This window comes from Marinobacter sp. (genome assembly GCF_014859525.1).
In the GTDB taxonomy this organism is placed as follows: domain Bacteria; phylum Pseudomonadota; class Gammaproteobacteria; order Pseudomonadales; family Oleiphilaceae; genus Marinobacter.
Window position 1 is genome coordinate 1 of sequence record NZ_JACUUB010000001.1, and the last position, 14284, is coordinate 14284.

Consider the following 14284-nt stretch of genomic DNA (forward strand, 5'->3'; position numbering starts at 1 on the left):
ACCTTCGACCAATTGGTTAAAAGCCAACTGCTCTACCAACTGAGCTAACGACCCATAGCTGGATGCCGGCCTTGCTTCCGGCGAACAAGCGTTCAAATGACCCTTGCTCTGCGTTTGGTGGGTCGTGAAGGATTCGAACCTTCGACCAATTGGTTAAAAGCCAACTGCTCTACCAACTGAGCTAACGACCCAAACGAGGCGCACATATTACTGATATTTCGTCGCTGATCAACCCCTTTCTCGGGGATTCCCCAACTTTTTTATCGATCCGGTCAAGATACAAACATCTCGGTTAATCTGTAACCAGATTCACGCAGACTCAAGAAACTTACGCGCAAGATCGGCTGCGCCAGTATCCGGATAGCGCTCTACAACGCTTTGCATCCGGCGCTTCGCTTCATCTTTTTCGCCCAGCCGATTCAACGTAATGCCAAGCTTGTAAACGGCGTCTGGCGCCTTACGGTGATCGTGGAACCGCGTGGCGACAATGGTAAAGGCCTGTTTTGCCTGCTCCAGCTTCGGATCTGCCAGATACACTTCACCAAGCCAATAATAGGCATTAACGGTTAGATCGCCCTCTGGGTACTGGTCGATGAAATCATAGAGTTGGCTGATCGCGGCATCAAAGTCTTTCTTGTTGCGAATCAGGTCAATAATGGCGCTGTAGGTTTTCTGCTCCTCCGCACCCGGAGAACGATACACTCTGGCTGGAGTCGAGCGCGTAGCCTCGCCAGGCCGGCTGGCCTGCGAATTTGCCGAAGCGTCGTCGGCAGCTTTGCTTTCAAGGCTCTTGGACAGATCCAGAATCCGCTGATCCAGATCCACGTACCGGTCACGGCTTTGCTGTTGCAACCGACTGACCTGATGCTGCTGCTCCTCAACCTGCCCCTGAAGCCTGCGCACATCAGCCTGGAGTTGCTGGATCATATAGAACAATTCCGCAGTGGCCTGGTTGTTACCTGCCTTGCGCTGGGCCTCTGAGGTGTTGTTCTGAAACGCGGGTGTGGACGACTGTGCATGACTGACTCCCGCCAGGCCGAAGCCCAGCGGGAACAGCACTGTCGCCATGAGCAGTTTTCTCATGGGACCTTCCGATAGTTAGCTTTGATTACTCGAACACCAGCTCAACGCGACGGTTCTGCGCCCAGGCGCTTTCCGAAGAACCATGCACAGCTGGCTTCTCTTCACCATAGCTTACGGTTTCAAGCTGACCACGGGAAGCACCGTTAACGACAAGGAATCGCTGAACTGCACTCGCGCGACGCTCGCCCAGCGCCAGGTTGTATTCTTTGGTGCCACGCTCATCGGTGTGACCCTCCAGTCGTACTTTCTGACGCGGATTGTCGGCCAGGAACCGAGCATGTGCGACCAGTACGTCCCGGGCTTCCTGCTTGATTTCAGAGGTGTCGAAATCGAAGTAGAAGACGGTGATGTTACGCAGGGCCTGTTGTTCTGCCTGCTGCTGAGCCGCCTGGCGTTCATCATCGGTCAAACCTCGGGACGAAACGCCATCGCCATCCGCACCGCCATACACGGTAGAGCCGCCATCCTGATCGATAGCAGCCACGTCAGACCCGTAGGTACCGTCTTCCATGGTATCCCCGGTGGAGCTACAACCGGCTACCAGACCAACGGATAACAGCATTGCAAACGCTTTGGACTGTACTGAGAATTTCATCTACACACTTCCTTTTTTGACTTGGTTTAATCGAACAACAACTTAATCAGCGAACGATAGGACCCCACGCGGGCTCACGCACATCACCGTCCGCTGCAGGCAAGCTATAAGCTGCCCCACCGTTCGCTGACACTACCGTAAGCACACTGGTACCGTTTTGCTGGGTGGCATAAATCAACATGCGTCCGTTTGGCGAAACGCTGGGTGATTCATCGGACTCGGTTCGGGTGATGACGGTTTCCTCACCGTTTTTCAGATTAATTCGGGCGATGTGAAAGGCCCGATTTCTTTGATGAACGTAGTAAACATACTCGCCTTTGGCATCCGGACGGGCACGGGCGTTGTAACGGCTGCCGAAGGTAATCCGCCGAGGTTCGGCACCCAGACGCTCCATATAATAGATCTGGGGCCCACCGGATCGGTCAGAGGTGAAAAAGATCCCCCTGCCGGCATGATCCCAGGCACCCTCGGTGTCAATCGCCCAATGATTAGTCAGCCTGGTGAGGTTGCCCGATGCAATTTCGAGCCGGTAAATCTCGGCGTTGCCATCTTTTGACAGAGTCAGCAACAAAGACTTGCCATCCGGCGACCAGGCCGGTGCTGAGTTGAGCCCCGGGAAGTCGGCGACTTTCTTGCGCTCACCGCTGGCCAGTTCATGGGTGAACACGACCGGCTTTCCGGTTTCAAATGACACGTAGGCCAACTGCTTGCCATCCGGCGACCAGGCCGGCGAAAGAATCGGCTCCTTGCTTTCCAGGCGCACTCTGGCTCGCTTGCCATCAAGATCACTCACCTGAAGCCGATACAGGGTCTCGCCCCCCGTTCTGCTGAGCGTTACGTAGGCCAGCTTTGTGGAAAACACCCCTGGATCACCGGTAATAGCCTCGTAAACCCGATCACTGATGTGGTGGGCCAGGGTACGAACATTATTGGCAGAGGCTCCGGCAGTTTCACCCAGAATGCGTTCTTCACGGTTGACATCGAACAACTCGTATCTCGCCTCTATGCGCTCGCCCGAGCGTGTAAGCTGACCTACCAGAACATACCGTTGGCCAAGCATGCGCCAGTCGCGGAAATACACCTCTGACCGTTGTGATGGCAAACTGAGCATTCTGGTGGGCTCCAGCGGGCGAAACTCGCCGCTCATGGTCAGGTCGGCCTGAACAATACTGCTGACCTTGTCACCGGCGGGCATCGCGCCGCTCTCGGCAAAGGGCACCACAGCGATCGGGATGGCTGAGTCTGCACCTTCGGTAATGCGAATGAGCAACTCCGCCCTGGCCGTGCTGGCAACCAGCATGGACACCAGCAGTGCGGTCAGCACCGCGGCAAAAGAAAATCCCTGGCGATAAGCGTTATGTGCGTTCAAAGTCATAGGCCTCACCGCAACCGTTGCGGGTTAAATTCAATGGTAAACTGACGGAAATAGCGCTCAAATGTATTCCGGTCCGAAGGCACAGGGTAACGACTTAACGACCGCACCGCCCCCAACGCCGAATTATCAAACGCGGTATTCCCGCTACTGCTGACCAGCCTCGCGTTAACCAGTTCCCCGGTTGGCAACAAGGTTATCTGTATTCGGGCCGTCATGTCCTCCGTCGCCGACGACGGCGGATACCAGGCCTGACTCAGCCGCTCTCGAATCAGAGACTGATATCGTTCGCTCTCCGACAGCATTTGCGCCTCTCTCGCGCGGGCCGCTGCAGCCTCTTGCTGACGCCGGGCCTCGGCCTCGCGCTGACGATCGGACTCGTCCGCCAATGCCTCAAGCTGTTGCTCTCTCAAACGACGCTCCGCTTCCTGACGCCTGCGTTCCGCCTCTTGCCGGGCAGCTTCTTCCTGGCGTTTTCGCTCGGCCTCTTCCTGTTTACGCCGCTCTTCCTGGCGCCTTTTCTCTTCTTCGGCTTTGCGCTGCGCCTCTTCCTGCTGACGGCGCTCTTGCTCAGCCCGCTGACGCTCCCGCTCTTTAGCTTCAGCCTCTGCCCGCTGGCGCGCAGCCTCTTGCTCACGAGCTTGCTGCTGTTCGCGCTCTCGCGCCTGGGCTTGTTGCCGCTGCTGCTCTTCTTGCTGTCGCTGCCTGGCCTGAGCCTCAGCCTGCGCCTGACGCTCAGCCTCTTGCCGGGCCTGTTCTTGCTGTCGCCTGCGTTCAGCTTCTTCTTCCTGACGTTCCCGCTCCTGCTGTTGGCGGCGCTCTTGATCACGATCTCGCTGGTCCTGATCATCGACCACCGGGCTGGGTCGCGGCTCCGGACTGACCAGGCGCGCAGAGATCTGCCTGGGCTCAGGCTCAGACACCGGCGATGTCCAGGACCAGCCGGCAAGGGCAATTCCGACAATCAGCAAGTGTAAGGCCAACGACATCACCACCGGTGATTTCAGCGATGCAGGCTCGGTACTGATAATTTCCCGTTTGTGACCCTTCACAACAATAATGCCACCCTGTTACTGCCTTTCCCGGGGCGTGTCGGTGATTAAACCAACACCGGTTGCACCCGCAGCCTGGAGTTCAGCCATTAATCTGACCACCACTCCGTATTCAACAAATTCATCGCCTCGCACCAATACTTCCCCACTGGTACGTTGTGACAGGATGTTAGCAACCTGCTCCCTGACCTCCGACAAAGACATGGGATCACCGCTGCGATCACCTACCTCCAGGTAATAGGCACCATTGCTGTCCACCGAGACCGTTATAGACTCCACATCCTTATCTTGCTGGATCGGGTCTGATGTGGTTTGAGGCAAATCCACTTTCACGCCCTGGGTCAGCATCGGTGCCGTCACCATAAAGATCACCAGCAGCACCAGCATAACGTCGATATAAGGCACTACGTTGATCTCTGACATCGGTTTGCGCCGACTCTGGGACATCATGCCCTTCATGCCGCTCATACCGTTACACTCCCGTTACCGATAACCGCCATCAGGCAGCCTGATCGTTGTTGTGCACACGCCTGTGCAGAATGCTGGAAAACTCTTCGGCGAAGGTTTCGTAGTTCTTCAGAAGCGCATCCGACATGGCCGAAAAACGGTTATAGGCGATAACGGCCGGAATCGCGGCAAACAAACCCATAGCAGTTGCGATCAAAGCCTCGGAAATACCAGGCGCCACCGTAGCCAACGTTGCCTGTTGCGCCTGAGCAAGGCCACGGAAGGAGTTCATGATGCCCCACACCGTACCGAACAAGCCGACGTAGGGGCTGGTTGAGCCAACGGTGGCCAAAAACGGCTGGTGCATTTCCAGACGTTCCTGCTCGCGTGAGAACGCAACGCGCATCGCCCGCTGGGTACCTTCCATCACGGCATCGGCATCCCTGCTTTGCTGGCGCAAGCGGGAGAACTCCTTGAAGCCGGCGCGGAATACCGATTCCATACCGGAGAACGGGGTCGGATTGGCATTCACCTCTTTGTAAAGCTGGCCAAGATCCATACCAGACCAAAATCGTTCCTCAAACGCCAATTGCGCCTGTTTCGCCTGCCGAAATACCTGAACACGCTGAAATATCAACGCCCAGGACACCACCGACGCCACCACCAGCAACAACATGACCAACTGCACCAGAATCCCGGCATTGGCAATCAAATACCAGACTGAAAGTTCCGCTTCCACTGTGCACTCCCGACTAAGTTTGTATGCTTTTCAATAAATTACAGAAACTTTTTAAGAATCATTTGCATATTATCTGGCAACCTGCGCGGGCGGCCTGTATCCAGCGCAATACACGCAACACGCACCTCGGCCTCGCACAGTAGCCGGCGATCAGCTGATCTGAACACCTGCTGCCGAAATGTCATCCACACCCGCGACGAGGCAATCGGCTCTGCGGTTACCAGCACCTGATCATCCAGCCTGGCCGGAACCAGGTAGTGCAGATTCATGCGCTGCACCACGTAACTGATGTTGTCCTCCAGCCCCGCTCTGAGGCCGACGCCCTGGCTTCGAACCCACTCTGTCCTGGCTCTCTCCATGAAGTGGAGATACTTGGCGTGAAACACAATGCCGCCGGCATCCGTGTCTTCGATATACACCCGGATCGGCAGTTCAAAAACCTCTTTACTCGCGCCATCAGTCAAAGGAGCCGCCCTCTCTGTCCGATTTCGGCGGCACCACACCAAAGTGCTGGTAAGCACTGGACGTTACCATGCGGCCTCTTGGCGTTCGCAGCATATAGCCCTGCTGAATCAGGAAAGGCTCCAGAACATCCTCGATCGTGCCCCGCTCCTCACTGATGGCAGCCGCCAGACTCTCGACACCCACTGGACCACCATCGAATTTCTCGATCATCGCCAACAACAGCCGGCGGTCCATGTGATCAAAACCCTGACTGTCCACTTTCAACATGTTCAGCGCCTGATCGGCAATGTCTGCGGTGATGCGACCGTCGGCGCGCACCTCTGCAAAATCCCTCACGCGCCTGAGTAAGCGGTTAGCAATCCTTGGTGTGCCACGAGACCGGCGGGCTATCTCAAACGCCCCGGCGCTGTCGATAGACACCGACGACAACCGGGCAGACCGCGTGATGATGTGCGTCAAATCCTGCGTGTTGTAAAACTCCAGGCGCTGAACAATACCAAACCGGTCACGCAGCGGTGACGTTAGCAAGCCGGCACGCGTGGTCGCTCCTACCAGGGTAAATGGCGGTAAATCCAGCTTGATAGACCGGGCCGCAGGGCCTTCGCCGATCATAATGTCCAGCTGGTAGTCCTCCATGGCCGGATACAAGACTTCCTCTACCGCCGCACTCAGACGATGGATCTCGTCAATAAACAAGACATCGCCTTCTTCGAGATTGGTGAGCATTGCTGCAAGGTCACCGGCTTTTTCCAGTACCGGCCCGGAGGTCGTCTTGATGGCCACACCCATTTCGTTAGCAATGATGTTCGCCAACGTGGTTTTACCGAGCCCGGGTGGGCCAAAGATCAAAACATGATCCAGGGCCTCCTGGCGGGCTCGTGCAGCAGAAATAAAAATTTCCATCTGCTCCCGAACCGTCGGCTGACCAACATACTCGGATAACAAGGTCGGGCGAATAGCTCGATCATGCACTTCCTCGTATTCACCGCCCTTTGCCGATATCAGTCGGTCGGATTCAATCATGGCATTATCCGCTTGCTGGGAATAAACAACCTGCCCGCTTGTTCAGGATGCACCAATTGTACAAAGGGCATTGTGGGAGTCACGTTACGCTCTCTACACATTGGTGTCATGAGGCGACATAAAAAAGCCGGAGAATCAGAAATTACCCGGCCGGAATCATATTGCGCAAGGCGAGACGAATCAGCGTCTCGCTGGTCATCTCCGGCTCCGCGACTTTGGCGATCGCTCTGGCAGCCTCCTGGGGCTTGTAACCGAGTGAAATCAGGGCGGATTCCGCTTCTTCTCTGGGATCGTGATTTGCCACAGGCGCTACCTGAAGCTCGCCTGAACCGGTCACACCCGGTGCAGCTGGTATAAACTGCCCCTCGAGCTGACCAATTCGATCGGTCATTTCAATCAATAACCGCTCGGCCGTTTTCTTGCCGACACCGGGCAGTTTGACCAGTGAGCTGACGTCTCGCGCCTCAACACAGCGGATAAACTGTTGCGCATCCAGGCCGGAGAGAATACCCACCGCAAGCTTCGGCCCTACCCCGTTAACCTTGATCAACAACCGGAACAGATTACGATCCAGCCGGGAGGCAAAGCCAAAGAGGCTCTGGGCATCTTCGCGAACAGCAAAGTGTGTGTGCAGGGTGACTTCCTGCCCGATCTCTGGCAGGTGAAAGAAAGTGGTGTAGGGAATATCAATTTCATAACCCAGCCCGGAACACTCAACCAGTGCATGGCCTGGGTTTTTTTCTACAAGCAATCCTCGGATACGACCAATCAAAGCAGGTCTCCTGTGGCTGTTGTGAGCTTGTTATTGTCGCCGGACACGCCCACCCCTGACCTTGCCACCGATCCCGGCCAGCTTGAGCATGCTCTGGTTCATGTGGGCATGGCATAAGGCAATAGCCAGAGCGTCGGCGGCGTCTTCCTGAGGCTTGCGCGACAACCCCAACAGGGTCTGCACCATGTGTTGGATCTGGGCCTTGTCGGCGCCGCCGGTGCCGACTACCGCCTGCTTTACCTGCCTTGCGGAGTACTCATGCACCGCCAATCCACTGTTGGCAGCACTGACAATGGCCGCGCCCCGGGCCTGACCCAGCTTGAGGGCAGAATCTGGATTGCGTGCCATGAATACTTGCTCGATGGCAAATTCTTCAGGACGATACTCGCCAATCAGCACTGCGAGGCTTTGAAAAATGGTTTGCAGGCGCTCCGCCATCGGCTTTTCACCAACCCGGATGCAGCCGCTGTCGAGGTATTCGATCTGGCGGCCATCCACGCGAATGATGCCGTAACCGGTAATTCGGGAGCCCGGATCTACTCCAAGGATGATTGGCATCCGCCTGCCCTCAGAGGTGCATTGGTCATACCAGCATGCCGGGCCGGGAATGCGGACACTGCCCGCTCTCCCGACCCCAGGCACTTACTCTTGGTCTTCTGCTTTGTTGCCTTCAACCGGCTTGGCAGAGCGACGCAGGCGAATGTGCAACTCTTTGAGCTGTTTTTCGTCTACTTCGCCCGGCGCCTGAGTCATCAGGCAGGTGGCGCTCTGGGTCTTCGGGAAGGCAATCACGTCACGAATCGACGACGAGCCGGTCATCAGCATCACCAGACGGTCCAGGCCAAAGGCCAGGCCACCGTGAGGTGGGCAACCAAACTTCAGTGCGTCCAGCAGGAAGCCGAACTTGGCTCGGGCTTCTTCCTCACCAATGCCAAGAATGCGGAAAACAGTTTCCTGCATCTTGCCGTCGTGAATACGGATAGAACCGCCGCCCAGCTCGGTGCCGTTCAGCACCATGTCGTAGGCACGGGACAGTGCGGTAGCGGGATCGGAGGCCAGCTCTTCCGGGCTGCACGAGGGTGCTGTGAACGGATGATGAATGGCCGTCAGGCCACCATCCGAGGTCTCTTCGAACATCGGGAAGTCGACAACCCACATCGGTGCCCACTCGCAGGTCAACATGTTCAGATCGTGGCCGACTTTGATGCGTAATGCGCCCAGCGCTTCGTTGACCACAGTGGCTTTGTCGGCACCGAAGAACACGATGTCGCCGTCTTCCGCACCCACGCGCTCGATGATCGCCAGGGCAATGTCATCACCCAGGAACTTCACAATCGGAGACTGCAAGCCTTCGACACCTTTGGCCAGGTCGTTAACCTTGATGTAGGCCAGGCCCTTGGCCCCATAGATGCCAACAAATTTGGTGTAGTCGTCGATCTGCTTTCGGCTCAGCTCGCCACCTTTCGGGACGCGCAGCGCCGCAACACGGCCTTTCGGGTCTTTTGCCGGGCCAGCGAATACTTTAAAGTCGACGCCTTCAACCAGGTCACCAACGTCGAGCAGTTCGAGCGGAATCCGCAGGTCTGGTTTGTCACTACCAAAACGCTGCATGGCTTCGGAGTATGGCATGCGCGGGAAGTCTGGCAGCTCAACATCCAGCACGTCTTTGAACAGGGACCGAATCATGTCTTCGTTCAGCTGCATCAAAGTCTCTTCGTCAATGAAGGAGGCCTCGATATCTACCTGGGTAAATTCAGGCTGGCGATCTGCCCGCAGGTCTTCGTCGCGGAAACATTTGGCGATCTGGTAGTAGCGATCAACGCCAGACACCATCAGCATTTGTTTGAACAGCTGAGGTGACTGGGGCAGCGCAAAGAAGGAACCGTCGTGGGTCCGGCTGGGTACCAGGTAATCGCGGGCACCTTCCGGGGTGGCCCGGGTCAGAATGGGCGTTTCCACATCCATGAAGCCGCGGCTGTCCAGGAAGTTACGGATGTAGCTGGTAACCCGGGAGCGGAAGCGCAGACGATTGATCATTTCTGGCCGACGCAGGTCGATAAAGCGGTAACGCAGGCGAACGTCTTCGCCCACGTCTACGTGTTCATCCAGCGGGAACGGCGGGGTGGCGGCTGCGTTCAGGATAACCAGCTCTTTACCCAGCAGCTCTACCTGGCCGGTAGGCATAGTGTTGTTTTCGGTGCCGGCAGGGCGACGACGTACGCGGCCAGTGATTTTGACCACAAATTCGCTACGGACTTTTTCCGCCAGACCAAAGCTTTCAGGGGTGTCTGGATCGATAACCACCTGAGACATGCCATCCCGATCCCGCAGATCCAGGAAGATAACCCCGCCGTGGTCACGGCGGCGGTGTACCCATCCGCAGAGTGTGACTTCCTGATCAATGTGGGATTCGTTGATCCCACCGCAATAATGACTGCGCATATCGGTTCCCGTTCGTTCTGAATGTGTGCGTTAATTCGTGATGTCTGGGCAATCAGGTGGGGATGGCTTTCCGAAACCGTGCGGAGCCATGGATGGCGAAGCCGAGCTTACACGGACGTATTCACAGCGTGTTTCGGAAAGCCATCCCCACCTGATTGCTTGCAGCGAAATCCTGGCCGATGGAAATTTTTGCGACCTTACTGGAAAAGCCGCCCATTATAAACACAATGCCGTTGAAAATCAGGCGTACCGAAACGCATTTGAGCCACTCAGATGACTCCATGTGAACAGACGGCTAAAATGCCGGGTTTTAGCGGTCGTTGGAGTAGCCATTTTGGCCACCAGAGCAGAGCAGAAACTGAAGACCCGCCGGGCATTAATGGACGCCGCCCTGGCGCAGCTGAGCGCAGACCGGGGCTTTGGCAGCCTGAGCTTGCGAGAAGTAGCCCGTGAAGCTGGCATCGCCCCAACCTCATTCTATCGGCACTTTTCAGAGCTGGATGAATTGGGCCTGGCCTTGGTGGATGAAGGCGGTGTGGCGCTGCGGCAACTGATGCGCCAGGCCCGCAAGCGGATTGTTCGGAACGGGAGTGCGATTTCCACCTCGGTAGACACATTCATGGAGTATCTGGGCAATAATGCCAACCTGTTCCGCCTGATGTTGCGGGAGCGCACCGGGGTATCCAAGCCCTTTCGTACGGCGGTGAAGGCGGAAATTGATCACTTTGTGACCGAGCTTGCAGATGACCTGCGCCGCTTTGCAGAAGAGCAGAACAAACAGCTGGCAGAGCCACGCCTGGTGGCTGAAGCCATGGTAACGCTGGTGTTTAATCAGGGAGCGGAAGCACTGGATGCCACACCCAAAGAGCGGGAAGAGCTGAAAGTCAAATTGAAAACCGAGTTGCGAATGATTCTGGTGGGCTCCCAGACCCTGGCCCAGTGGCAACAGGGCCCGGAGTAGACACGGGCCGGATCAGGCCAGGGACTGCAATAATGGATGCAGCCTGGCACTGACTTCCGCCAGCTGATCATCTGTGTACGGCACGGGCGCCTGCTTGCCCCAAACCGGACCCGGCCATGCCGGGTCTCCTTGATACCGCACAATGTGATGCAAATGCAGCTGCGGCACCATGTTGCCCAGTGCCGCAACGTTCATTTTGTCGCCGCTAAAAAGCTCCATCATACCTCGGCTTAATACCGAGGATTCTTCCACTAACCGCACCTGTTGATTATGCTTCAGCTCGTAGATTTCCCGGATGCCGGGTACGGCCGGCACCAGGATAATCCACGGCCAGGTTTTGTCGTTCATCAGACAAACCTCACACAAACGGGAGTATCCCAGCTTGTGTGTATCTGCCGTCAGCCGCTCGTGTAGCTGAAACATCACCTGAACTCCCTGTTATTAACCGGCTGAGTGGAACTGGTTAAGACCGCGGCCAACGGCATAATAGACCAGGCCATGGCGCTCAAGCATTTCAGGCTCATACAGGTTGCGACCATCAAAGATGGCGGGCTGCTTCAGAGCGCCGGCAATCAGATCAAAATCCGGCGACCGGAATTCTTTCCATTCGGTACAGATGGCCAGCACATCAGCCCCTTTAAGTGCCTGCTCTTTGGTGCCGCACAGTGTCAGCCCGTCATGGCCCTCATAAATGCGCTGGGTTTCTTCCATGGCTTCCGGATCAAAGGCCTGTACCGTGGCACCCGCCTCCCAGAGAGTTTCCATCAGGGTACGTGATGAGGCTTCGCGCATGTCGTCGGTATTCGGCTTGAACGCCAGGCCCCAAAGCGCAACCACCTTGCCTTTCAGGTTACCCTGGAAGTAATGACTGATCTTGTCGAACAGCACGTGCTTCTGTGCGTAATTGACAGCTTCTACGGCATTCAGCAGCTTGGCTTCATAACCACAATTACCAGCAGTGCGCGCCAGCGCCTGAACGTCTTTCGGGAAGCAGGAGCCACCGTAGCCGCAGCCGGGATAAATGAAGTGATAGCCGATGCGCGGATCAGAACCAATGCCACGGCGCACGGCTTCGATGTCAGCACCCAGGCGTTCGGCCAGGTTGGACATTTCATTCATAAAGCTGATTTTGGTGGCCAGCATCGAGTTAGCCGCATACTTGGTCAGCTCGGCAGAGCGAATGTCCATAAAGATCATTCGGTCATGGCTGCGGTTGAACGGGTAGTAGACCTCGCGCAGCACTTCAGCAGCCTGCTCGCTGTCAGTTCCGACCACAATGCGATCCGGCTTCATGAAATCGTTGATAGCCGCGCCTTCTTTCAGGAATTCCGGATTGGATACCACATCGAAACCCAGCTCCAGGCCGCGCTTGTCAAGTTGGCCACGCACCGCAGCTTTCACTTTGTCTCCGGTACCCACGGGCACGGTGGACTTGTCCACTATCACCTTGTAGTCGTCCATGTACTGACCAATAGATTTGGCCACAGCGAGCACGTATTGCAGGTCGGCAGAGCCGTCTTCATCCGGCGGCGTGCCTACGGCGATGAACTGCAAGGTGCCGTGCTTGACGGCGTCTTCGGCATCGGTCGTGAACGACAGCCGGCCGGCCTCGACCGTGTGTTTGACGATGCCATCAAGGCCTGGCTCATAAATTGGGATCTGGCCATTCTTCAGTTTTTCGATCTTGCCCTGGTCCACATCCATGCACAGTACGTCATGGCCCACATCCGCAAGGCAAGCGCCCGTTACCAGGCCCACGTATCCGGTTCCGAAAATCGTAATTTTCATTGCATCATTCCTGAAATTCGTTGGTTAACAATTTTATTTGGAGGCTTTTTTCTTCTGCCAGACGGCTTCCCAGGCAAGAGCAGTGCGTACGATGGTATTGAGGTCATCGTAATCCGGCTGCCAACCCAAAACGTCTTTGATACGGGTGTTGTCTGCCATTAAAGCGGCAGGATCTCCGGCCCGACGGCCAGCTTGCTCTACCGGGAATGAGGCACCAGACTCCAGCTTCACCACGTCGATCACTTCCTGAACAGTGAAGCCACGGCCATAACCACAATTCAGGACCTGAGACTTGCCACCACCGGACATGTAATCGAGCGCCATCACGTGAGCCTTCGCCAGGTCCTCCACGTGGATGTAATCGCGAATACAGGTGCCATCGCGAGTGTCGTAATCGGTACCAAACACGCTCATACCCTGGCGCTGGCCGGTCACGCACTCACAGGCGACCTTGATCAGGTGCGTTGCCTCGGGCGTTGCCTGTCCCAGACGTCCTTCCGGGTTGGCTCCGGCGACATTGAAGTAACGCAGGATGACGTAATTGAGGTCCGAGGCAGCGGCAAGATCCATGATCATGCGCTCGCTCATCATCTTGGAGGCACCATAGGGATTAATGGGCGCCAGCGGCAGGTCTTCAGTCAATACCGTCTGTTCAGGCATGCCATACACCGCAGCCGTAGAGGAAAACACCATCGATGGTATTTTGTGGCGCTCCACGGCTTTCAGCAGATTCAGGGTGTTGCGGGTATTGTTGCTGTAATACTTGAGAGGATTAGTGACCGATTCTGGCACCACAATGTTGGCTGCGAAGTGTAAAACGGCCTCAAACCGGTGCTTTGAGAACACCGCCTCAATGGCGTCTTCATCCGCCAGATCTGCCACCACCAGCTCGCCGGCCGTGACCGCCCAGCGGTAGCCGGTCGAGAGATTGTCGAACACCACAATGTCGTGGCCTGCCTCCGCCAATTGGCGCACAACGTGACTGCCGATGTAGCCGGCACCACCGGTAACGAGAACTTTCATGAGGCTGCGCTTCCCTTCCCTGAGTGTTGTTGACGGCGCTGCCGGATTTCCCGACGGCGCCGGCTAAAAAATTCGGATATCACCTGGCCGCACTGGTCAGCCATTACACCGCCAGACACGTCTACCCGCCAGTTCAGGTGCGGCTCTTCCAGAGTTCTTCGGGCTGATTCCACAGCTCCGGCTTTCGGCTCCGCCGCTCCATACACCAAACGGCTGATTCGGCCATGAACGATCGCACCCACACACATGGTGCAAGGCTCCAGCGTCACATACAGCGTGGCGCCTGTCAGCCGGTAGTTACCCACCCTGGCAGCGGCATCCCGCAGGGCTCGTATCTCGGCATGAGCGGTCGGATCGCAGCCAGAAATCGGCGCATTGAAACCGGCCCCGACTTCCTTACCATCGAGAACCACCACTGCGCCAACAGGCACTTCACCCATCCTGGCCGCCTGGCCGGCAAGGTCCAACGCCCGTTCCATCCAGTATCGGTCTTCCCGGGCATTATTCACAATAGCTTATCTC

Annotated in this window: 16 protein-coding genes and 1 tRNA gene; 1 reads left to right on the plus strand and 16 read right to left on the minus strand. The window is 56.6% G+C overall.

What is annotated here, in order from left to right:
• Nucleotides 1-115 precede the first annotated feature (115 nt).
• The 12 genes from IBX51_RS00005 to aspS all read right to left on the minus strand — a co-directional run bounded on the left by IBX51_RS00005 (nucleotide 116) and on the right by aspS (nucleotide 9990).
• Nucleotides 116-191 (minus strand) — tRNA-Lys (locus IBX51_RS00005).
• Nucleotides 192-309: 118 nt separating this feature from the next.
• On the minus strand, nucleotides 310-1083 hold the full coding sequence (gene ybgF, locus IBX51_RS00010; RefSeq protein WP_291827188.1) for a tol-pal system protein YbgF: 774 nt from the start codon (nucleotides 1081-1083) through the stop codon (nucleotides 310-312).
• Between the two features lie 25 nt (nucleotides 1084-1108).
• Complete coding sequence (gene pal, locus IBX51_RS00015; RefSeq protein WP_291827191.1) at nucleotides 1109-1678, minus strand: peptidoglycan-associated lipoprotein Pal; 570 nt, start codon at nucleotides 1676-1678, stop codon at nucleotides 1109-1111.
• 46 nt (nucleotides 1679-1724) lie between these two features.
• Entirely contained in the window at nucleotides 1725-2978 is a 1254-nt protein-coding gene (gene tolB / locus IBX51_RS00020) for a Tol-Pal system beta propeller repeat protein TolB (protein ID WP_291827587.1), read from the minus strand.
• 80 nt (nucleotides 2979-3058) lie between these two features.
• The gene (tolA, locus tag IBX51_RS00025) at nucleotides 3059-4045 is read right to left on the minus strand and encodes a cell envelope integrity protein TolA (RefSeq protein WP_291827590.1); all 987 of its coding nucleotides are present in this window, start codon (nucleotides 4043-4045) and stop codon (nucleotides 3059-3061) included.
• Nucleotides 4046-4120: 75 nt separating this feature from the next.
• On the minus strand, nucleotides 4121-4570 hold the full coding sequence (tolR, locus tag IBX51_RS00030) for a protein TolR (protein WP_291827193.1): 450 nt from the start codon (nucleotides 4568-4570) through the stop codon (nucleotides 4121-4123).
• A 31-nt stretch (nucleotides 4571-4601) separates the two neighbouring features.
• Complete coding sequence (gene tolQ, locus IBX51_RS00035) at nucleotides 4602-5288, minus strand: protein TolQ (protein WP_291827195.1); 687 nt, start codon at nucleotides 5286-5288, stop codon at nucleotides 4602-4604.
• 38 nt (nucleotides 5289-5326) lie between these two features.
• Nucleotides 5327-5752 carry a tol-pal system-associated acyl-CoA thioesterase gene (gene ybgC / locus IBX51_RS00040; RefSeq protein ID WP_291827197.1) on the minus strand — a complete coding sequence of 142 codons (426 nt, stop codon included), beginning with the start codon at nucleotides 5750-5752 and terminating at the stop codon, nucleotides 5327-5329.
• Nucleotides 5745-6776, minus strand: a complete 1032-nt coding sequence (gene ruvB, locus IBX51_RS00045; RefSeq protein ID WP_291827199.1) for a Holliday junction branch migration DNA helicase RuvB — start codon at nucleotides 6774-6776, stop codon at nucleotides 5745-5747. Before ruvB ends, ybgC begins: the two co-directional genes overlap by 8 nt.
• 142 nt (nucleotides 6777-6918) lie before the next feature.
• Complete coding sequence (gene ruvA / locus IBX51_RS00050; RefSeq protein WP_291827202.1) at nucleotides 6919-7548, minus strand: Holliday junction branch migration protein RuvA; 630 nt, start codon at nucleotides 7546-7548, stop codon at nucleotides 6919-6921.
• A 30-nt stretch (nucleotides 7549-7578) separates the two neighbouring features.
• Entirely contained in the window at nucleotides 7579-8106 is a 528-nt protein-coding gene (ruvC, locus tag IBX51_RS00055; RefSeq protein WP_291827205.1) for a crossover junction endodeoxyribonuclease RuvC, read from the minus strand.
• 84 nt (nucleotides 8107-8190) lie between these two features.
• On the minus strand, nucleotides 8191-9990 hold the full coding sequence (gene aspS / locus IBX51_RS00060; protein WP_291827207.1) for an aspartate--tRNA ligase: 1800 nt from the start codon (nucleotides 9988-9990) through the stop codon (nucleotides 8191-8193).
• A 334-nt stretch (nucleotides 9991-10324) separates the two neighbouring features.
• Between aspS and fabR the strand changes: the two genes are divergently transcribed.
• Nucleotides 10325-10951: an HTH-type transcriptional repressor FabR gene (gene fabR, locus IBX51_RS00065; protein WP_367166326.1), complete on the plus strand. Its 627-nt coding sequence runs from the start codon at nucleotides 10325-10327 to the stop codon at nucleotides 10949-10951.
• Between the two features lie 12 nt (nucleotides 10952-10963).
• Here fabR and IBX51_RS00070 read toward each other — a convergent pair whose 3' ends face one another.
• From IBX51_RS00070 to tadA, 4 genes are read right to left on the minus strand one after another with little or no spacing between them, the layout of a single operon-like run.
• Nucleotides 10964-11374, minus strand: coding sequence for an HIT domain-containing protein (locus IBX51_RS00070; RefSeq protein ID WP_291827209.1), 411 nt, complete (start codon nucleotides 11372-11374; stop codon nucleotides 10964-10966).
• A gap of 18 nt (nucleotides 11375-11392) precedes the next feature.
• Nucleotides 11393-12739 carry a UDP-glucose/GDP-mannose dehydrogenase family protein gene (locus IBX51_RS00075; RefSeq protein ID WP_291827212.1) on the minus strand — a complete coding sequence of 449 codons (1347 nt, stop codon included), beginning with the start codon at nucleotides 12737-12739 and terminating at the stop codon, nucleotides 11393-11395.
• A gap of 33 nt (nucleotides 12740-12772) precedes the next feature.
• Nucleotides 12773-13762, minus strand: coding sequence for a UDP-glucose 4-epimerase GalE (galE, locus tag IBX51_RS00080; protein ID WP_291827214.1), 990 nt, complete (start codon nucleotides 13760-13762; stop codon nucleotides 12773-12775).
• A complete protein-coding gene (gene tadA, locus IBX51_RS00085; protein ID WP_291827595.1) occupies nucleotides 13759-14274 on the minus strand; it encodes a tRNA adenosine(34) deaminase TadA in 516 nt (171 codons plus the stop codon). The genes galE and tadA overlap by 4 nt, the downstream gene beginning before the upstream one ends.
• Between the last annotated feature and the right edge of the window lie 10 nt (nucleotides 14275-14284).